Source organism: Iocasia fonsfrigidae (genome assembly GCF_017751145.1).
Classification (GTDB): Bacteria; Bacillota; Halanaerobiia; order Halanaerobiales; family DTU029; genus Iocasia; species Iocasia fonsfrigidae.
In genome coordinates this window covers 3,218,512-3,239,413 of sequence record NZ_CP046640.1, presented here as the reverse complement: position 1 = coordinate 3,239,413, position 20,902 = coordinate 3,218,512, and the positions used below count along the sequence as shown (strand labels likewise).

Annotated in this window: 22 protein-coding genes and 1 other annotated feature (1 of these 23 cut by a window edge); of the genes, 21 read left to right on the top strand and 1 reads right to left on the bottom strand. The window is 35.1% G+C overall.

Annotated elements, in window-relative coordinates; all coding sequences use genetic code 11:
• Positions 1-19: 19 nt before the first annotated feature.
• From amrB to GM661_RS15455, 4 genes are all read left to right on the top strand, one after another.
• Complete coding sequence (amrB, locus tag GM661_RS15470; RefSeq protein WP_230867649.1) at positions 20-850, top strand: AmmeMemoRadiSam system protein B; 831 nt, start codon at positions 20-22, stop codon at positions 848-850.
• Complete coding sequence (gene amrA, locus GM661_RS15465) at positions 850-1,368, top strand: AmmeMemoRadiSam system protein A (RefSeq protein ID WP_230867648.1); 519 nt, start codon at positions 850-852, stop codon at positions 1,366-1,368. Before amrB ends, amrA begins: the two co-directional genes overlap by 1 nt.
• Before the next feature lie 11 nt (positions 1,369-1,379).
• A complete protein-coding gene (gene amrS, locus GM661_RS15460) occupies positions 1,380-2,363 on the top strand; it encodes an AmmeMemoRadiSam system radical SAM enzyme (RefSeq protein ID WP_230867647.1) in 984 nt (327 codons plus the stop codon).
• Positions 2,364-2,477: 114 nt separating this feature from the next.
• Complete coding sequence (locus GM661_RS15455) at positions 2,478-2,630, top strand: DUF7577 domain-containing protein (protein ID WP_164522355.1); 153 nt, start codon at positions 2,478-2,480, stop codon at positions 2,628-2,630.
• A gap of 100 nt (positions 2,631-2,730) precedes the next feature.
• Here the strand turns inward: GM661_RS15455 and GM661_RS15450 are convergent, their stop codons facing one another.
• Positions 2,731-3,453, bottom strand: a complete 723-nt coding sequence (locus GM661_RS15450) for a CPBP family glutamic-type intramembrane protease (RefSeq protein ID WP_230867646.1) — start codon at positions 3,451-3,453, stop codon at positions 2,731-2,733.
• A gap of 289 nt (positions 3,454-3,742) precedes the next feature.
• On the opposite strand from GM661_RS15450, the gene glmM reads away from it, so the two are divergent.
• From glmM to GM661_RS15365, 17 genes are all read left to right on the top strand, one after another.
• A complete protein-coding gene (gene glmM / locus GM661_RS15445; RefSeq protein WP_230867645.1) occupies positions 3,743-5,092 on the top strand; it encodes a phosphoglucosamine mutase in 1,350 nt (449 codons plus the stop codon).
• A 292-nt stretch (positions 5,093-5,384) separates the two neighbouring features.
• Positions 5,385-7,211, top strand: a complete 1,827-nt coding sequence (glmS, locus tag GM661_RS15440; RefSeq protein WP_230867644.1) for a glutamine--fructose-6-phosphate transaminase (isomerizing) — start codon at positions 5,385-5,387, stop codon at positions 7,209-7,211.
• A 140-nt stretch (positions 7,212-7,351) separates the two neighbouring features.
• Positions 7,352-7,618 carry a DUF3243 domain-containing protein gene (locus GM661_RS15435; protein WP_230867643.1) on the top strand — a complete coding sequence of 89 codons (267 nt, stop codon included), beginning with the start codon at positions 7,352-7,354 and terminating at the stop codon, positions 7,616-7,618.
• A gap of 232 nt (positions 7,619-7,850) precedes the next feature.
• Positions 7,851-9,989, top strand: coding sequence for a methyl-accepting chemotaxis protein (locus tag GM661_RS15430; protein ID WP_230867642.1), 2,139 nt, complete (start codon positions 7,851-7,853; stop codon positions 9,987-9,989).
• Positions 9,990-10,100: 111 nt separating this feature from the next.
• A complete protein-coding gene (gene acpS / locus GM661_RS15425; protein WP_230867641.1) occupies positions 10,101-10,475 on the top strand; it encodes a holo-ACP synthase in 375 nt (124 codons plus the stop codon).
• Entirely contained in the window at positions 10,475-12,028 is a 1,554-nt protein-coding gene (locus GM661_RS15420; RefSeq protein WP_230867640.1) for an NAD(P)H-hydrate dehydratase, read from the top strand. The genes acpS and GM661_RS15420 overlap by 1 nt, the downstream gene beginning before the upstream one ends.
• Positions 12,025-13,146: an alanine racemase gene (alr, locus tag GM661_RS15415; RefSeq protein WP_230867639.1), complete on the top strand. Its 1,122-nt coding sequence runs from the start codon at positions 12,025-12,027 to the stop codon at positions 13,144-13,146. Before GM661_RS15420 ends, alr begins: the two co-directional genes overlap by 4 nt.
• A gap of 12 nt (positions 13,147-13,158) precedes the next feature.
• The gene (locus tag GM661_RS15410; protein ID WP_230867638.1) at positions 13,159-13,449 is read left to right on the top strand and encodes an HPr family phosphocarrier protein; all 291 of its coding nucleotides are present in this window, start codon (positions 13,159-13,161) and stop codon (positions 13,447-13,449) included.
• Positions 13,436-13,972: a dCTP deaminase gene (gene dcd / locus GM661_RS15405; protein ID WP_230867637.1), complete on the top strand. Its 537-nt coding sequence runs from the start codon at positions 13,436-13,438 to the stop codon at positions 13,970-13,972. The genes GM661_RS15410 and dcd overlap by 14 nt, the downstream gene beginning before the upstream one ends.
• A gap of 127 nt (positions 13,973-14,099) precedes the next feature.
• Complete coding sequence (locus GM661_RS15400) at positions 14,100-14,252, top strand: hypothetical protein (protein WP_164522354.1); 153 nt, start codon at positions 14,100-14,102, stop codon at positions 14,250-14,252.
• A 168-nt stretch (positions 14,253-14,420) separates the two neighbouring features.
• A complete protein-coding gene (locus GM661_RS15395; RefSeq protein ID WP_125991630.1) occupies positions 14,421-14,696 on the top strand; it encodes a CopG family ribbon-helix-helix protein in 276 nt (91 codons plus the stop codon).
• A 1-nt stretch (position 14,697) separates the two neighbouring features.
• Positions 14,698-15,048 (top strand): type II toxin-antitoxin system PemK/MazF family toxin, encoded by a 351-nt coding sequence (locus GM661_RS15390; RefSeq protein ID WP_125991628.1) that lies wholly within the window; start codon positions 14,698-14,700, stop codon positions 15,046-15,048.
• 313 nt (positions 15,049-15,361) lie between these two features.
• Positions 15,362-16,936 (top strand): spore germination protein, encoded by a 1,575-nt coding sequence (locus GM661_RS15385; protein WP_230867636.1) that lies wholly within the window; start codon positions 15,362-15,364, stop codon positions 16,934-16,936.
• Positions 16,933-18,138: a Ger(x)C family spore germination protein gene (locus GM661_RS15380; RefSeq protein WP_230867635.1), complete on the top strand. Its 1,206-nt coding sequence runs from the start codon at positions 16,933-16,935 to the stop codon at positions 18,136-18,138. The genes GM661_RS15385 and GM661_RS15380 overlap by 4 nt, the downstream gene beginning before the upstream one ends.
• A gap of 1 nt (position 18,139) precedes the next feature.
• Entirely contained in the window at positions 18,140-18,379 is a 240-nt protein-coding gene (locus GM661_RS15375) for a hypothetical protein (RefSeq protein WP_230867634.1), read from the top strand.
• Entirely contained in the window at positions 18,376-19,494 is a 1,119-nt protein-coding gene (locus GM661_RS15370; protein WP_230867633.1) for a GerAB/ArcD/ProY family transporter, read from the top strand. Before GM661_RS15375 ends, GM661_RS15370 begins: the two co-directional genes overlap by 4 nt.
• A 4-nt stretch (positions 19,495-19,498) precedes the next feature.
• Entirely contained in the window at positions 19,499-20,602 is a 1,104-nt protein-coding gene (locus GM661_RS15365) for a GerAB/ArcD/ProY family transporter (RefSeq protein WP_230867632.1), read from the top strand.
• 77 nt (positions 20,603-20,679) lie between these two features.
• Positions 20,680-20,902: a binding site (T-box leader), on the top strand; it runs 21 nt beyond the window's last position.

Genomic DNA, 20,902 nt, shown 5'->3' with positions numbered 1-20,902 from the left:
TACAAGGGGGTAAGACATTATGGGTATTCTAATGGCAGGTTTATCTCCACACCCTCCGTTGATCATACCTGAAATCGGAGGAGAGAGACGGGAAGGAATTAGTAAGACAATTAATAGCCTTAAAGAACTGGCTGAAGAGGTTAAGGATTGTCAGCCAGATGTCTTGATAACAATTAGTCCACATGGTCCAGTTTTTACAGATGCTATAAGTATTCTGGATCAGGAGTATCTTGCTGGTGATTTTTCTGAGTTTGGCTGTTCAGAAGTGAAATTAGAAACGTCTACAGATCGGGATTTAATTCAGGAGATTAGAGAATCTTCAGAGATTAATAATATTGAGGTTTTAACGCTAAGTTCTGCTGAGTTAGAAATTTATAATTATCAAGGTTTACTTGATCATGGGGTTCTTATCCCCCTTTATTTTATCCAGCAGGCTGGTCTGGATGTTCCTTTAGTACCTATTACTATGGGTTTAATGGAATATGATACTCTTTACAGTTTTGGCAGGATTATTCAGCAAGTAGTCGATAAACTGGGCCTGAAGGCGGTTATTATTGCCAGTGGTGATCTCTCACACCGCTTAAAACCCGGTGCACCCGCTGGATTTAATCCGCGAGGAGAAGAGTTTGACAGAAAAATTGTAGAAATATTAGATAATGAGAACTTTTCAAAAGCCCTTAAAATAGAGAAAGGTTTAATAGATAAAGCTGGAGAATGTGGTCTGCGTCCTTTAATTATTATGTTAGGGGCTCTTGATGGCCTTTCTTTTAAAACTGAAGTTAAGTCATATGAAGGCACCTTTGGTGTAGGATATGCTGTTGTTGGCTTTTATCCAGGGAGTGATATTTAATGAAGGAAAAAAGGGATAAATATGTAGAGTTGGCCAGGCAGACCATCAATGATTTTGTTATTGATGGGAGGAAAAGAACCCCTGACTATCCATTAGATAAGGGGTTTGTAAGGCAGGCAGCTGTTTTTGTTTCTTTAAAAAAGGATGGGCAATTACGCGGTTGTATTGGTACAATTGAACCGTGTTGTGAGAATATTGCCCAGGAAATTATTAATAATGCTATTAGTGCCTGTAGTCAGGACCCCAGGTTTAATCCTGTAGTAGAAGGAGAATTACCTTATTTAGATATAACTGTTGATGTATTAAGTAAACCTGAAAAAGTAAATAAGTCTTCAGAGCTGGATCCTGATAAATATGGTGTAATAGTAGAAAACGGGATTAGGAAGGGTGTATTGCTTCCTGCTCTGCCGGGAATTAGTGATTTTTCACAACAACTAGAGATAGCCAGGAAGAAAGCAGGAATTTTACCAGATGAAGAAATGGAAATATACCGTTTTAAAGTTAATAGACATAAGTAAAGGAGAATCAAATGAAGGAAGCTGCTTTTTATCAGCCAAGGAAAAATAATACTGTTCAATGCTTATTGTGTCCACATTATTGTGTTATTTCACCTGGGAAGAATGGTATTTGTCAGGGGAGAATTAACATTGACGGTAGTTTATATAGTGATACCTATGCGAAGATTAGTTCCCTGGCAGTAGACCCAGTTGAGAAAAAACCACTCTATCATTTCTATCCAGGGGAAAAGGTTTTATCAGTTGGGACATATGGCTGTAATTTTCGTTGTCAATATTGCCAAAATTGGGAGATAAGTCAGCAGAAACCGGCTTTAACAACAGTTTCACCTGAGGAATTAGTAGAATTAGCGTGTCAAAAAAATACTATTGGTATTGCTTTTACATATTCAGAGCCTTCAATATGGTATGAATATATTTTGGAAACAGCTAGCCTGGCCCAGGAGCGTGATCTGCGGGTTGTACTGGTTACTAATGGTTATATCAATGAAAAACCATTACACACTTTATTACCAGTTCTCGATGGAATAAATGTTGATTTAAAATCATTTAGGACTAATTTCTATAAGGACATTTGTGAAGGTACATTAAACCCTGTTCTAGAAAATATTACATTAATGGCTGCCAGGGTTCATCTAGAAATTACTACTTTAGTTATTTCCGGAGAAAATGACTCACAAAAAGAGGTAGAAAAGATGTTTTCCTGGCTTAGTACTATTGATTCTGATATACCAGTTCACCTGACCAGATATTTTCCAGCATATAAATTCAAAAAAGCACCTACATCGTTGGGCAAAATGGAGGAGGTATATCAAATTGCCAGGAAATATATGGATTATGTTTACCTTGGTAATATTCAGGGTGATTTCGGAAAAATAACAAGATGCCCGGTCTGTGGTCGGGAATTGCTTGTCAGGGATTATTATACTAGCAGAAAATTAATGAAAGGTAATAAATGCCCACAATGTGGTAAGGAAATATATGGTGAGTTTAAATAGTATGATAATTTTCAATATTACTTTTATTTGTTAATAATTGACAAAAAAGCAGTCGGCTGTTATACTATAGACAGAACCTATAAGACAATAAGAAAATAAGAAAGGGTGGTTTAAATGAAAACTAAAAAAGTACAGTGTCCTGTATGTGGAACACACAATTGGTCTGGTGTTGAGTACTGCAAGAAGTGTAGTGGTGCAATTTATGAAGAAAAGGAAACAACCAGCACACTCTATCCAACACTAAGTATATTTAATAATATAAGCTAAAAAGAGTATAAGTAGATGAAGTAAAAAACATTGTAATGTTCGAAGGCCAGGTTGTATACCTGGTCTTTTTTATTGCTATAATTTAGTCGGAATAATGAAATCAAAATCCTATATAATTCCATCCAAATATGTAAATGATATAGATGGAATAATAACTAGCAATAAAAAAGGACGAAGTTAGTATTGATTCAGTTTTACTATAAATAAATAGACTAATAGCAGCAGCCAAAAAATTGATTAGTATTCTGCCGGGGTCAAAATTAAGTAATAAAAAAGAATATAAAAGGCTTGACATGATAATAGATATAAATTTATTAAATAGTGTTTTAGAAAATAATTTGTAGAAGATATTGACCAGTATAAGTTGTTCGCTGAGGGCTATTACTAAATTTGCAATAATAAGTAGTAGTAATGGTAAGATACTGGTGACAAATACTTCAGGACTATTAACTTTTATCAGTGGGGAAAAAGCCTTTTCCATTGTAAGGGTAAGGGGAATGTTGATGAATATAATAACCAGTATTATTAGTGCTATTGAAGTAGAGGACGAGATCCTTAGTTGTCTCAGAGGATTTTTTAAGTGAATTCCTAAATCAGCAAAAGAAATTGGGTATAGTGAAGTAATGTAGAATACAATAAAGCTAAAAGATAAGAATCTACCACTTATGATAAATAAAAAGTGAAAAAAATTATTAAGGACAGTATAATCCAGGTTAACTCCTTTAGAGATCATATTTAAAGAGAGCATTAAATACCAGATACCCAGTATTATTAAGACATCTTTATAACTTATATAGCTGATAAGTCCTTTTTTATCATTCATAAGATCAACCCCTTTACACTAATTCGCTAAATAATTATTAATTCCTCTAAAAACATTATAGAAAGAGTCTGTTCGAAAAGTATCAGTATATACGCCGGGGATTATATATCCCTTCACTCAACGGTAATACCTTAACTTCGTTCAGGGATATATAATCCCCTATTTATACCTTTTCGAGTATACACAGAAAGTCTTTATTGTCTATAAGCAGGTATTGTGCAGATATTGAAGAATATATTAAAATAGTAATAATACATTAATAAATAATAAAGAAGGGAAGGAACTTGGAATGGCAAAATTATTTGGTACTGATGGTGTGAGGGGAGTAGCTAATCGGGAACTTACCGGTGAATTAGCCTATAAACTGGGTAGGGCTGCTGGTTATTATCTTACCCGTCACTATAAAGGAAATGATAAAGCAACCATGTTGATAGGCAAGGATACAAGGGTCTCCGGAGATATGTTAGAGTCTGCTCTTACAGCAGGAATGGCATCAGCAGGAATTGATGTGCTTAGACTTGGTATTATACCTACCCCTGGTGTAGCCTATTTAACAGCTGAATTGGCTGTAGAAGGGGCAGTTATGATATCTGCTTCACATAATCCTATTGCTGATAATGGTATTAAGTTTTTTGATAAGAATGGCTATAAACTTAGTGATCAGATGGAAGAGGAGATTGAGGCCCTTATAAAATACCATTATGATACTATACCATCACCAACTTCATTAGAAATTGGTAATAGTAATGATAATTATGAGCTAACAGATAAGTATATTGACTATCTTATTTCCACAGTTGATGTTGATTTTACGGGTTTAAAGATTGCCCTTGATTGTGCGAATGGGGCAGCTTATAGAGTAGCTCCTGAGGTATTACAAAGGTTGGGGGCAGAAATAGTAGTCTCAAACAACCATCCAGCAGGTGATAAAATAAATTTAGACTGTGGCTCAACCCATCCAGAACTTATAAAAGAGCTGGTTGTGAGAGAAAACGCAGATTTGGGAATAGCTCATGATGGGGATGCTGACCGGATAGTAATGATAGATAATAAAGGTGAAGTAGTAGATGGGGATAAGATTATGGCTGTTTGGGCAGCAGATTTACTGCAGAGGGGGGAATTAAAAAAGCAAACCCTGGTCACTACAGCCTACAGTAATCTGGGATTAAAGGAGGCTGTTGAGGGTGCCGGTGGTAAAGTGGTAATTACTGATAATGGCGATAGGTATGTTCTTAAAGAGATGTTAGAAAATAATTATAATCTTGGTGGCGAGAAATCGGGTCATATTATTTATCTAGACTATAATCGTACAGGTGATGGGGTTTTAACTGCTGTACAGATAGTTGAAATAGTTAAAAGAAGGAGTAGAACACTTAATGAATTAAGCAATTTGATGGATCCCTGGCCACAGAGATTAGCAAATGTAGAAGTAAAATACAAAGAGCAGTGGGAAAATAATGACAGTATCAGGCGTGAAATTAGCAAGGCTGAACAGGCCCTATCAGAGAATGGGCGTGTTTTTGTCAGGGCTTCTGGAACAGAACCATTAGTACGGATAATGTTGGAAGGTAAAAATGAGGGATTATTGATAGAGCTGGAAGAAAAATTAATTGAAGTTATAAAAAGTGAGTTAAATTAAATAGTAAAAGAATAACATTAACAATTTATCTATCATATGTTATAATAGAGTGGATTGTAATAATCTAAGATATATTATAAGGAGGTGATTCATATAAAAAAAGAAAAAGCGCCAGGACTTAGATTGAACGGGAAGAAATCTAAGTTGACGAGGGGGAGGTTTATCGAGTTTTCGGCGGATGCCTCCAGGTCTTACTGATTAGACTTAAATCTATTCTTTAAAACTGTTGAGTAATCAGCAGCTTAAAGGGGGTAGAAAATCAGGCAAAAATTTAATAATGGAGGTAATACTATTGTGCGGAATTGTTGGTTATATTGGGAATAGTGATGTAGTAGATATTTTGCTTGGAGGACTTAAAAGACTGGAATACCGCGGTTATGATTCTGCTGGTATAGCTATCAACAATGGTAAGGAATTAGAGCTTATTAAGAAAAAGGGTAAGCTGAAGGAACTGCAGGAAATAGTTGCCTCAACCCCTCTATCTGGAAAGATGGGTATTGGTCATACTAGATGGGCTACTCATGGTTCTCCATCTGACGAAAATTCACACCCACATGTGGACTGTACCGGGGAGTTTGTTGTAGTCCATAATGGTATTATTGAGAATTTTCAGCAGCTGAGGGAAGAACTCTGTGAAAAAGGCCATGTATTTACCTCAGAGACAGATACAGAGGTGATTGCCCATTTGTTGGAAGAATATTATCAGGGTGATTTAAGGGAAGCCATTAATCAAGTAATAGCACATTTAGAGGGTTCATATGCCCTGGGGATAATATCAAGCAAAGAGACAGATAAAATTTATGCAGTGAGACAGGATAGCCCTCTTGTGATTGGTATTGGTGAGGGAGAGAACTATATAGCTTCGGATATACCTGCTTTTCTGGAGTATACTGATCAATTCTATATTCTTGATGATGGGGAAATGGCTGAAATTAAGAAGGATAAGATTACAATATATGATCAAAAAGGTGTAATGGCTGATAAAGAAGTATTTGAAGTAAACTGGGATGCAGAGATGGCTGAAAAGGGTGGTTATCCCCATTTTATGCTTAAAGAGATCTATGAACAGCCAGCTGCCCTGAGGCGTGTTATGGCAGATAGGGTTTCCCCGGGAAAAATAGAGCTAGAGGAAATAAACCTATCGACAGAGGAAATTAAAGACTTTAATAAGATTTATATTCTGGCCTGTGGGACTGCTTATTACTCTGGAATGATTGGCAAATATGTTATCGAAGAACTGACCAGAACTACTGTAGAGATCGATGTAGCTTCAGAGTTCAGGTATCGAGACCCTATTGTTGATGATAAAACACTGGTGATTGTAGTCAGCCAGTCAGGAGAGACTGCTGATACCCTTGCTGGATTAAGATTAGCCCAGCAAAAAGGGGCCCGTGTACTGGCTTTGACCAATGTTGTTGGTAGTACTATTCCCCGTGAGGCAGATGAGGTGTTTTATCTTCATGCAGGACCAGAGATTGCTGTTGCTTCTACCAAGGCATTTACTAATATGGTTGCGGCTTTTTATCTGCTTGCTTTATATATCGCGAAAATTAAAGATACAGTAAGCAGAGAAGAACTGGCGGTCTATATAGATGAACTCCTTAAACTGCCTAAACTGGCAGCAGAAACACTTGAAAGTAGTGAAGAAATGATTAAAGGGCGAGCCCGGGATTATCACCTGCAGAGAGATGCCTTTTTTATTGGTCGTAATACTGATTATACACTGTCTTTAGAAGGGGCGTTAAAATTAAAGGAAATATCCTATATTCATGCTGAAGCATATCCTGCCGGGGAATTAAAACATGGGCCACTGGCATTAATTATTGAAGGTGTACCTGTAATTGCAATAGCTACCAGGATGTCTCTCTATGAAAAGACATTAAGCAATATTAAGGAAGTAAAGGCCCGAGGTGCAGATGTTACGGCAATTACTTTTAGGGGAGAAAAAGAAGTAGAGAAATCAGTTGATCATGTTTTATATATTCCTAAGATAAATGAGTTGTTTAGTGGTGTTTTAGCTATTATACCACTACAACTGCTGGCCTATTATACTGCTGTAGAAAAGGGATATGATGTTGATCAACCCCGTAACCTGGCTAAAAGTGTTACAGTTGAATAAAAATTATTTAAATAAAAGCCATCTTTAGGAATCAGGCCTAAAGATGGCTTTTTTTATTCACATCTGATGTATAGAAAAATATTATTTTAGAAAAGGGATATAATAAGAGTAGTTTGCTATCTATCAGAGGAGGTATTAGTATGGTGGAAAGGTATGAAGATTGGGATGACTGGAAAAAGACGCTGGGACAGGCAGTTGCGGCAGGAAATTCGATAGGTATGGGTGATGAGACTATTGTAAAGATAGGCAGTAAACTGGGGGATATTCTGGATAGTATTGTAGAGCCTGAGAATCGTGAACAGCGTGTTTTAAAGGAATTGTGGGATTTAGCCAGTGAAGAAGAACAAAATGCTCTAACCGGCATGATTGTCAAAATGGTTAAAGGGGAAAGGAAAGTGGAAACATAAGTCAAAAGTACTAAAAAAATTCAGAATTCAACAGGAAAATCTCATAATATGGTGAATTATATTAATATAAAGTCTTTTTTATATGTATTAGGTATAATTACATATATGTTTTAAATATGTAAAACACAGCAGAAGAATAACTAATAATTATTTTAGTAATGAATATGATTTACCTTCACTAGTAATAACAGTAACTAATGTTGCAGTTGCTCAAAAAAAGGGGGGGATATTATTGAAGAGAAAAAAAGATATTTTTGAGGGGGTAAATCTAAAGTTAATAAAAAAGATAAACAGGGATATAAAAATCAGTACTAAGTTAATTATTTCTTTATTATTATTGTGTATTATTCCTTTGTCAATAGTAGGTTATTATACATATAATCATTCAAAATCTACTATTAAAGATAAGGCTGGTAATTTTTCCAGTGAACTTATTAATCAAATGGCCATTAATTTTGATACAAAACTGGGGCATATTGAAAAACTTTCTAGTTCTATCATTACCAATAATGATTTAATGGAGGTATTAAGTATTGCTAATGAAGATGAAGATGTTTCTCAACGGCTTAAAAATCAGCAGGTCATTAAAGATACCTTTAATTCAATTGCTTTTACTGATGAAGATATAGACAGTATTCTGATTTATCGTTTTAATAATAGGGATACTGGTATAGGGACTTTAAATACAGGTAGTCTAAAAGGGGTCTTAGGTAATAATTTAGAAGAGACTGAAGTATTCAAAGAAGTAATGGAGAAAGATGGTACACCGGTCTGGATAAAGATTTCTAACCCTAATAATCAAAAAATTGATTATTTTTTGTTATTAAGGAGTATAAAACACTTTAGTTTAAGAACCGGGACTAAAGAAATAGGGGTATTAATTTTTGCCTTAAGAACAAATTATGCTGATAATATAGTAAGTAATATTAAGATGGATCAGGAACTATCTATGTATTTATTTAATAATGATAAAGAAATTTTATACCAAAATGTCTTTAGCCCTGAGCAAGATGAGAATGAAGAGTTAGCAGGTGATCTTTCAAAAAAGAGTATTCTTAATGGGGAAGTTTTACTGGAACGGCAGGGTGCTAATATATTTAGTGCTGAAGATAAAAGGTATTTTACTTTTCAGGGACAGTTACTTGCAAGTGAAAAATTGAGAAACGGCTGGGTATTAACAACAGCTATACCGTTGTCTTCGTTAACAGAGGAAATCGATGATCTTAAGATTGATTTTATGATACTTATGCTCATAAGTATACTCCTTTGTGTTTTATTGAGTGTTTTAATTTCATTAAGTGTTTCTCGACCACTAAAAACTATTGTCAATGTTATGCAGCGAACAAAAAAGGGGGATTTAACAGCTAAATCACCCATAGAAGGAAATAATGAATTTGGTATTCTATCAATAGCATTTAATGATATGATTGATAATATCAAGGTTTTAATAGAAAAAACACGTAATACCGGAAAGGATGTCAGGGAAAGTACTGCTGTTGTTAAAGATGTCTCTATGGAAACAATCTCAAGCACTCAACAGGTTTCATCAGCTATTGAAGAGATTGCCAATGGTGCAGCAGAGCAGTCACAGGAAGCTCAGAATAGTATTGCAGCTATGAATCAGCTGGCAGACAGGATTAATACTGCTTCCCAGAAGATAGCTGTGATAGTTAATACAACAAATAAGGTGAAGGAAGAGGGGGAAAATGCCAGTTTAACTATTAAAGAACTAAATCAGAAAACAGAAGAGACGGTTAAGGTCTCTACCTTGATCAAGGAGGATATTGAAAATCTAAATAATAATATTGAGGAAATTGTTAGTATTATTAGTGTGATAAATGAAATTGCTGAGCAGATAAATCTCCTATCTTTAAATGCCTCAATTGAAGCCGCCCGGGCCGGAGAGAATGGTCGGGGATTTGCTGTAGTTGCCCAGGAAGTACGGAAACTGGCCGAAGAAGCTAATGAAGCTACCAATAATATTGAAGGTATTATAAAAAACATATTCTCTAAAACCAGAAATACCGTTCAGGAGGTTAATAAAGCTGATCAAATCTTTAAGGAACAGCAGAGCTCTGTTCATGATACAGAAAATGCCTTTAATAACATTCTTGCTGCTCAGGAAAGGATTTTAGAAAATATTAATTTTATAACTAAAGTCATAGGAGAAGTAACTGAAGATAAAGAAAAAACTGTAAAACAGATTAATGAAATGGCTGCTATTGCTGAAGAATCAGCTGCTTCTACTGAAGAGGTTTCAGCTATAAGTCAGGAACAATCAAACTTAGCTGAGAAACTGGCAGACCTGGCTATAAAGTTGGAAGAAACAGTTGACAGTCTAAATGGGGTTTTAGATGAGTTTATAATCTGATGATGATTAGATGGGGACCGAACTAAAAAGTTCGGTTCCTTTGCATTTATATCTTTCTTGCAGTATAATTAAAGGGAATTGTTTTTCTTAATTTAGGAAAGGATTGAAGGTATGATTATAGGATTGGGTATAGATATAGTTAAGATAGAGCGTATTGAAAAAATTCTCGATAGGTGGAATAATAGATTTAAATCCCGAATCTTTACTGAGGATGAGATCAGCTATTGTAGTTCTAAAGCAAGACCGGCCCAGCACTATGCTGCCCGTTTTGCTGTCAAAGAGGCTGCTGTAAAAATGTTGGGTGGTACTGTATATAGCTGGCAGGACTTTGAGGTAAGTAATGATGATTCTGGTAAACCTGGACTTAGCTTAAAGGGAGAGACAGCTGAAATTGCTTTAGAGAATGGTATAAAAAATCTTTATGTCAGTATTGCTCATGAGAATGATTATGCGATAGCACAGGTGATTGGGGAGGGTGATAGTTAATGATAGTATTAAAACCAGCAGAAATGAGGGCTGTTGATAAGGCGGCTATTGAGGCTGGTTTTCCTGGTGTTATGCTGATGGAAATAGCTGGTCGGGCTGTGGCTGATAAAGTAGTGAAGTTTATAGAGCCGGGAAGTAAAGTGTTAATATTTATTGGTAAAGGTAATAATGGTGGTGATGGTTTAGTAGCTGCCCGTTATCTGGATACTGAGGGATATAATGTCCAGTTAATTCTTTTAGCGGGAGAAGACAGTTTATCAGATAGTTCACTAATGAATTACCGTTTATGTAAATTGAGATCTATTAATACTTTAAAAATAGATACGATAGGGACTGATTATCAAGAGGTAAAAAATTTGCTGGCTGCCTGTGACATAGTAATAGATGCTATTTTAGGAACAGGTATTAGTGGTAGTATTAGGGGGAGGGCAGCAGATTTAATTGAATTGATAAATAACGTCGATAAGAAGGTACTGGCAGTAGATATACCTTCTGGTATAAGTGGAGAGAATGGAAGCGTTTTAGGAAAAGCAGTAAAGGCTACTTGGACCCTTACTATGGCTTACCCTAAACCGGGTCTTTTACTTTATCCAGGGAGAAAGTATTGTGGGCAAATAGGGGTTGTGGATCTAACTGTTCCAGAAAAATTTGTACTTAATGAAGGGTGTTCACACTATACTCTGACCTGTTCAGAAGCCCTGGATTGGCTTCCTACCAGGGAGAAGACAGGCCATAAAGGTAGTTTTGGCAAAATAACGGTAATAGGTGGAAGTCCTGGTATGGATGGAGCACCTGTCCTGACAGGCCTAGCTGCTCTCAAAACAGGTGCCGGGCTGGTAAGGCTGGCCATACCCGGGGATACCCTTTCAATAAGTTCGGCTTATAGTCCAGAATTAATAACTACACCATTGACTAAAAGTGATAATAATGAACCTGATTGGAATATAATTAGTAAAGTGATGGCTGATTCAGATATGATTGTTGCTGGCCCTGGTTTTGGCCGTTCAAAAACAAGTTCAGAAGTTATTAAAAAATTAATAAGTACTTATCATAAACCACTGCTGATCGATGCTGACGGACTAAATGTTATTGACGATATTAAGCTTTTAAAACAGAGGAAGGAAACATTGATTCTAACACCCCATCCAGGGGAAATGGCTCGTTTACTTGATGAGGAGATAAAGGTAATACAGCAGGATAGAATCAAAATAGCACGCCAGTTTGCTGTAGATAAACAGCTTTATTTAGTATTAAAGGGTGCGGCAACAATAATTGCCCTACCAGATGGAAAAATTTATATTAATACTACAGGTAATGAGGGAATGGCTACTGCAGGTAGTGGTGATACCCTTGCTGGAATTATAGCCGGGTTATTATCCCAGGGACTGGCCCCTGAAAAAGCTGTTGTGCTGGGGGTATATTTGCATGGACTGGCAGGTGATCTAGCTGTACAGGATACTACTTCCTATTCATTAATGGCTGGTGATCTAATAGACTATATTCCAGCGGCAATCAAAAAACTGATTGCTGGTTCAGGAGGGGAATTAAAATGAAGGGTAAGAGCCGTCCGGTTTGGGTTGAAATTAATCTGGCTAATCTTAAATACAATTTGGCGTTATTAAAGGAAAAGGTCTCTGCTGATACTATAATTATGGCTGTGGTTAAGGCAGATGCTTATAGTCATGGTGTTTTACCTGTCAGTAAGACTCTTGTTGAATCAGGGGTAAAGAGATTGGCGGTGGCCCTGCCTGAAGAGGGTCTTGAGCTGCGCGAAGCTGGGTTTTCGTTGCCAATTCAGGTAATGGGTGAGGTTTTACCACCACAGGATGAATTATTACTTGACTATGACCTTATCCCTACTATAGGGAGAATGGATACAGCACTGAGGATTAATACCTTAGCAGAAAAAAAAGGTATTAAAAAAAAGGTGCATATAAAAATAGATACAGGTATGGGGAGGATAGGTGTTTCTGCTGAGATGGCTAATGATTTTATTATGAGTCTATCTCAAATGGATAATCTTGTTATTGAAGGAATAATGACCCACTTTGCTACAGCAGATGAGGCTGATAAGGAATATACCCATCAACAGTGGGAGCTATTTCAACAATTACTGCATGATTTGGCAGAATCAGGATTTATAATACCCCTCAGGCATGCTGCTAATAGTGCGGCACTTATTGATTTGCCTGAGTTTCAATTAAATATGGTAAGACCGGGAATTGCCCTTTATGGGTTACATCCCTCACAGGAGATGCATAAAAAACTTCCCTTTAAACCAGTATTAAGCTGGAAATCAAGGGTAGTATATCTTAAAAACCTTCCCCAGGGTAGTAGTATTAGCTATGGGGCTGCATATATTACCTCCAGGGATAGTAAAATTGCAACAATTCCGCTTGGTTATGCAGATGGATATTCCCGCTTGTTATCAAACAAGGCCCATGTTTTGATTAATGGACAGAAGGCCCCTGTCAGAGGGAAGGTCTGTATGGACCAGTTTATGGTTGATGTAACAGATATTTCTGATGTAAATATTGGTAGTGAAGTAGTTCTTGTAGGAAAACAGGGTAAAGAAGAGATAACAGCCACTGAAATGGCTGAAATTATGGGTACAATTAATTATGAATTTGTTTGTAATATATCAAATAGGGTACCCAGGATCTATCGATAGGTAGGTGATAAAATGCTAAAAAAAGAAGTGATAATTAAGAATAAAACTGGCTTACACGCCAGGCCAGCTGCTGTTTTTGTTGAGGCTGCTGACAGGTTTGAATCAGATGTAGAGATAATATTTGATGGTATAGCTGTAAATGCCAAGAGTATAATTGGGGTATTATCATTAGGGATAGGTAAGGGTGATCAGATAACACTGGTTACTGAAGGTAGTGATGAAAAAGAGGCGTTAGAGTATTTGATAGAGATTATAGAAAATAGTTTTGGTGAAAATGGAGGGGGAGAATATGATACTCTCTGATAAGAAGATTCAGGATTTAGTTGTAGAGAAAAGGATAATAATCGAGCCACTTCTGGACTTTCAGATTCAACCTGCTTCAATTGATCTGCGTCTGGGAACAAGTTTTTTAAAAATAGATGAAAATATGATGGAGGTCATGACTCTGGATAAGGAGATTAATTATGTCAGTATAGAGAGTGATGAAATAGTTCTGCCTCCAAATTCCTTTTTATTAGCTGCAACTATGGAAAACATTGAGTTACCAGCTGATATAACAGCCTTTGTTGAGGGTCGTAGTTCTATCGGTAGAATGGGCTTGTTTATTCAAAATGCTGGTTGGGTTGATCCTGGTTTTAAAGGACAGATAACCCTTGAGTTATATAATGCCAATAGATTGCCCATTAGACTGACCTCAGGTAGGCGTATCTGTCAGCTTGTTCTGGCCCAACTTGACCAGGAGGCAGTTAACCCCTATAAGGGGAAATATTTTGGTCAGAAAAATGCGGTAGGTAGTAGGGTTTTTAGAGACCTGGAAAACAATTGATTTATGAATGGATAATATTACTACTTAATTGTTTCCTTCCTGCATTGACAGTATTTATCACATATTATATACTTAGATAGAGCTGAATTATATAAGTTGTTTTAGTCATATTTAACGAGGTGAAAATATGGCAAAAAAAGATTCTCGCCAGAAGAAAGTGCTCTCAGAAGAAAAGAAGAGGAAAATAGCCCGGGAAATGGTTAAAGGCTATAAAAAAATGGCTGATATTAATCGGGAATTAGCTGAAGAAGGGTTAAGGTCCCATGATGAGACAGATTGATTTACGTCTCATCATTATTTTTTGCGTAGTTTGATGTATATTTATGCTATTTTTAGAAAATATTAATATAGAATACATTATTGCCAAAAAATATTAATATATTATTGACATTAATCAATATATTTCTATATAATGAATATATCAGAGTATATTATGGGGGTGTTTTTCTTGGGTAATTTAAAGCGGGTTATGATCAGTCTACCTAATAACCTTCTCCAGGAAGTAGATGGTTTTGTACAAAAAAGCAGTGGTAACAGGAGTGAGTTTATTAGAGAGGCTATGAAACTCTACTTACAGGAGAAAAGGAGACAGGAAATCCGTGAGCAGATGAGGGCAGGTTACCTGGAAATGAGTGAAATTAATCTTGAGCTGGCTGATGAAGGAATAAAGAGTGAAGCAAATACTTTTCAATTTTATGAAGAGAGATTAGCTGAGTGTGAGTAATATGAATGTTAGTAGAGGTGATGTATTTTATGCTGATTTAAACCCTGTTGTTGGCTCAGAACAGGGGGGAGTCAGACCTGTCCTTGTAATCCAGAATGATATCGGTAACAAATATAGTCCTACAATCATTGTGGCGGCTATTACATCCAAGATTGATAAGGCAAAATTACCCACACATATTGAGATATCTGCTAATAATACCAATCTTGAGAAGGATTCTGTTATACTACTGGAACAGATTAGAACTATAGACAAAAAAAGACTTCAACGGCATGTAACACATCTTAGTAAAGAGATAATTGATAGAGTTGATGAAGCAATTGAAATAAGTCTTGGATTGATAGAACTTTGAGAGAATCCTTAAATGGGTTCTTTTTTTTTGAGATTATTTAAATAGATCTTATCATTATTAACATAGAGCAGCTTTGGAATATTTCTTCTAAAGTAAAGCCTCAGAGAAGACGGTTCTAATAGATGAAAACTTCTCGGAAGTTAAGAATATAGCATAGGAAATGTCCGGGAACAATCATCGATTGGTTTAGGTTTTTTTGCCATTAACTTTGAAGTTATTTTTGTTTTATCCATAAATAACTTCCTTATAAATATATTTTCCTATCTTGGTAATAATATCATAAGAGATTACTTTGCAAGCAGGGAGGTATATAATGGAATTTTTTAAAAAAATATTTAAAAGGAACAAAAAAACAAAGAAAACTGGTTCTGTTTTGTCTATAAGTAAAAATCTAAATAAAAATATAAGCAAGATAAAAGATGATTTTGGACATAGTAGTGACCTTGTAATAAATTATTTCAAATTGGATAAGAATAAAGATTTAATTTGTGCAAATATATATATTGATAGTCTGGTCGATAGAAGTACTATAAACAATTTATCATCAGAACTGACTAAATTAAAATACGAATACTGTAACTCAAAACCTGAGATAAGTTTTGATGTCTTAATGAATTATTTTTCTGGATTAACAGATTCAATAGATAGTTATGATTATGACACCCTTTATGAAAATATATTAGCAGGTAATACTGTTTTTTTAATTGACTGTTATGATAAATTTTTTACAGTATTAACAAAAAATGATGAAGCCCGGTCTGTTACAGAACCTACTTCTCAAACTGTTATAAGAGGGCCTAAAGATGGATTTACAGAAAAAATAAATAAAAATATACAACTTATCAGGGAAAGGATAAGAAATAAAAATTTAAAAATTGAAAATTTATCTATAGGTAGTATAACTAAAACCAGAGTAAGTATAATGTACATTAACAAAATAGCCAGAGACGAAATTGTACAGGAAATAAGAAATAGGCTTGATCAAATAGAAATTGACGGAATACTGGAAAGTGGGTATATTGAGGAATTAATTAAAGATAACCGATATACCATTTTTCCTACTTTTATAAATTCTGAAAAACCTGATTCAATTGTTGGGGCTTTACTTGAAGGCAAGGTGGCAATTTTAATTAATGGAACCCCTTTTGTACTGACAGCACCTGCACTTATGATTGACTTCCTTCACTCGAGTGAAGATTTTTATCATAATTATATTGTATCTTCTATGCTGCGTTTTTTCAGGTTTATTGCTTTTTTTCTTACACTTCTAGTACCGTCACTATATATAGCAATAACATCATTTCATCAGGAAATAATCCCTACGTCATTACTTATCAGTATAGCAGCGCAGCGTGAAGGGGTTCCTTTCCCGGCTTTAGTAGAAGCCCTGCTTATGGAATTAACATTTGAAATAATAAGGGAAGCCGGTATAAGAATGCCCAGGGCTATAGGCCCGGCAATTTCAATTGTAGGGGCTTTAGTACTTGGGGAAGCAGCGGTTAATGCAGGTATTATATCATCGGTTATGGTCATTGTTGTTTCAATTACTGCTATATCAAGCTTTGCTATACCTTATTATGAAATGGCAAATGCAGCAAGGGTAATAAGGTTTATTTTAATGTTTCTGGCGGGATTACTGGGATTATATGGTATATTCATGGGTTTGATTGTCCTGGTACTTCATCTCTGTAATATAAAATCCATAACAGTCCCTTATCTAACACCTATTGCCCCAAAAATAAAAGGTGGATACAAAGATACTATTTTAAGATTTCCAGTATGGGCAATGAAATATAGGCCTAAAGGTATTAGCGGAACAGATACAGCAAGGGTGGATGAACATAATCCTGTAAGCCCAGATCAAAAAGAAGAACCGGAATTAAGGTGATTGATATAACATCAAAAAAGAAATTAGCCATTTTAATTATACTGCCAGTTATTTTTTTGACTGGATGCTGGAGCAGCCATGAAGTAAATACCCTTGCTATTAATATCTGCATTGGTATTGATAAAACGGAAAAAGGGTATTTTATTTCAGAGCAAATTTTAAATCCAAAGGCAATAGCTGCTGAACAAGCAATAAATGAGTCCCCGGTTTATATTTATACCTCAGAAGGAAGGGATATAAGTGAAGTAATCCAGAGACTTACCAAACAATCCGCAAGAAAAATTTACAACGCACACTTAAGAATGGTTGTATTTGGCGAGGATGTTGCAAAAGATGGTATTCAGGATATACTTGATTATTTTATGCGTTCTAGTCAATATCGTACTGACTTTTATTTTGTAATAGCAAAAAATGCAACTGCAAATGAGGTTTTAAGTATTTTAACTCCTATAGAATCAATACCTGGAATAAAAATATATGATTCACTTATATCAGCAAGTGAAAATTGGGCACCTACAAAATCTGTCAGAATTATTGAACTGGTTAATACTATTATTGCAGATGGAATAAACCCAGTACTTACAGGGATTGAGATTACTCCTGGTAAAACTATTTCAGATTCTACAGAGGTCTTGAAAGAAAGTGTTGGAATTAAAAGACTAGTATATTACGGTCTGGGTGTTTTTAAAGATGATAGGCTGGTAGGTTGGTTAGATGAGGTAGGGAGCAAGGGATACAATTATATTACTGGAAATATAAATAAGACAATAGGACATGTAAAATATGGTGATAATGTAAAAATTACAGGTGAAGTTATAAATGCGAAATCGAATGTGAAAGCATCTTTAGTAAACGGTAAGCCCGTTATTGAAGTTAAAATTAAAGTAAAGCAAAATGTTGAAGCGGTAGAAGGTGATTTTGATGTTTCCAAGGAAGAGAATATAGCAATATTTAATAAACTAGCTGAGAAAAAAATAAAATCACACTGTGAAAAGGCAATAAAAAAAGCAAAATATGATTTTGAATCAGATATTTTTGGTTTTGGTGAGGTAATACACAGACAATATCCAAAAGTCTGGGATAAAATTAAAGATAACTGGAATAATGAGTTTGTCAATCTTCCAGTAAAGGTTACTGTTAATGTTAAAATAAATCAGCTGGGAGAAGTTACAAAACCGTTCTTTATAAAGGAGAAAGGGTAAAATGCTTATCTTATCTATTGTAATGACATTGGTATTTAGTACTATATTGTGTATTGTAGAAATACCCAAAATGCTGAAAGAAAGACTCTATAGAGAACTATGGACATTTTCAATATTGCTAGGATTAGGCACAGTACTTGCAATCCTTAAAAGTCTTGATATAGAGATACCTAACCCTTCAGATTTTATAGCCTGGGTATATTCCCCTCTTACCGGGATCATGGAAGGTTTATTAAAATGAGAGAACGAATATGTAAGATAAGAATAACAAATCACCAGATATTTGCCTTAACAGTAGGCCTTACAAATGGATCCGCAATCCTTGTTATTTCAGCTTCAGTAGCGGGCCTGGCAAAGCAGGATTCGTGGATCTCAATGCTGTTTACCATAGTGTTCGGTTTTCTTGAAATATGGCTGATCTGTTTTTTGTGGAACCATTACCCTGGCTTGACATTTGTTGAAATGATAAGACAAATATTTGGGAAATGGTTTGGTTCTGTTATTACAATTGCTTTTCTTTATTTTTGTTTCTTGTCTGATGCCCAAGTAATCTGGTATATTGGTAATTTTATAACTAGCCAGGCTATGCTTGAAACCCCCCCATATATAGTAAATATGATATTTTCTGCAACAATTGTAATTGCCTTACTATACGGACTAGAAGCAATAGCCCGTTCTTATGAGATATTCATCTACATTATTTCATTTTTATTTGTTTTATCAATGATATTCGTTTTACCAAATGCAAGAATAGAGAATTTGCAGCCTGTGTTTGAAGAAGGTTTGATTCCTGTTTTAAAGGGTTCAACCCTTTTGTCCAGCTTTGTTATATTTCCTTTTGTTCTTTTAATTATGATATTTCCGGCCAAGGCTGATAATACATTTAAGGCCATGAAATCATTTGTAAAGGGTTATTTATGGGGGGGGTTTCTACTCTTTACTTCTATTCTTATTTCAGTATTAGTACTTGGAAGTACAATAACTGCAAATATACAGTATCCTGTATTTGTACTTGCCCAGGAGATAAATTTAGCAAATATATTTACAAGACTTGAATTTATTGTTGCAGGTGTATGGATTATTACAGTGTTGACAAAAGGAATATTTTATTTTTATGCAGGGCTTATAGGTCTTGCACAGCTTATAGAACTAAAAGATCATAAAAAAATTATTTTACCACTAGGACTCATTATATTTGTAATGTCGGGGGTTGTATTTCCAGATGCTACTTATCAATCAGCCTGGGATAGTCTTGTCTGGCCCTTTTTTGCAGCAACATTTGGGCTAATATTGCCCATAGTAATGGCAGCTGGTTTTTATATAAAAAAATGGGTATTTAACAGACATAAAGGGTGAGTGCATGGATAAGATAAAAATAACAAATCATCAACTGTTTTCCTTAATAGCTAATGTTGCATTGGGGGGGTCTGTTCTTATTATTTCTGCTTTACTAGTAAGTATAGCAAAACATGACGCCTGGATAACAACATTACTCACTCCTTTGTTTGGTATACCGATAATATGGGTCTACTGGTTTTTAGGCAGTCAATATCCCGCTCTGACATTTTTGGGGATAATAAAAAAAATATTTGGGAAATGGATTGGCTCAATTGTTGCAGCTGCTTATGTATTTTTATGTTTAACAATCAGTTATCATTTGCCTTGGTATATTGGCAATTTTATTAGTTTAGAAGCTATGCCAGAAACACCGGTATATATCATAAATTCATTATTTGTGATAGTAATGGTGATAGCTGTATTATATGGTATAGAAACAATTGCCCGCGCTTCCGAATTATTTATATATTTGGCTTCATTTTTATATATTATAGCGATGATTTTTGTTCTACCAAATGCAAGAATAGAGAATCTGCAGCCGGTATTAGAAAAAGGGATGATTCCAATCTTAAAGAGTTCAGTTTTTTTGTCATCTTTTATAATATTTCCTTTAATTATTTTGATGATGATATATCCCATTAATCTTAGTAATGCATCAAAAGCTAAGAAATCAATTTTTAAAGGTTATTTATGGGCTAGCTTTATAATTTTTATTGTAATCTTTGTTACTATACTGGTATTGGGTGGGATAACTGCTGGGTTGCAGTTTCCGACATATTTACTTGCCAAAGAGATAAATGTTGGTATTATATTTACAAGGTTTGAATTTATAATTGCAATTTCCTGGCTTATTACAGAATTTATAGTCGGCTTAATATTTTTTTATACAGGTGTGATAGGGCTTTCAGAGCTACTTGGGTTAAAAGACCATAAGAGGATAGTTATGCCTTTGGGACTTATTATACTAATAATGTCAGGGGTTGTTTTTCCAGATGTTATCTATCAAATGAATTGGGTTAATCTTGTTTGGCCTCCTTTTATTATGACGTATGGACTAATTCTACCGGTTTTATTACTTTTTGTTTTTTTAATAAAAAAATGGGTATTTAACGGACGTAAAGGGTGAGCGAAAGCAACTTGATAGATTTAAACACTTGACAATAATAGTATATTTAGGTATAATTTATTAACAATAAGATATTTCTAAAAACTATGAACAGGAATAGTAGCTAATTCAGGGTGTTTTAAGCGAGTCAGGGCTGGTGTGAGCTTGGTAAATACCTATTAGTGAAACCCACCTGGGAGTTTAAGGGTTGAATTAAATAAGTATACCTTTCCGGATGTCAGCCGTTATTCTGACAGATAGTAGCAACTTATTATACTATCAATAAATAAGTGGACTTTTTTGTCAAAAAGGATGGTACCG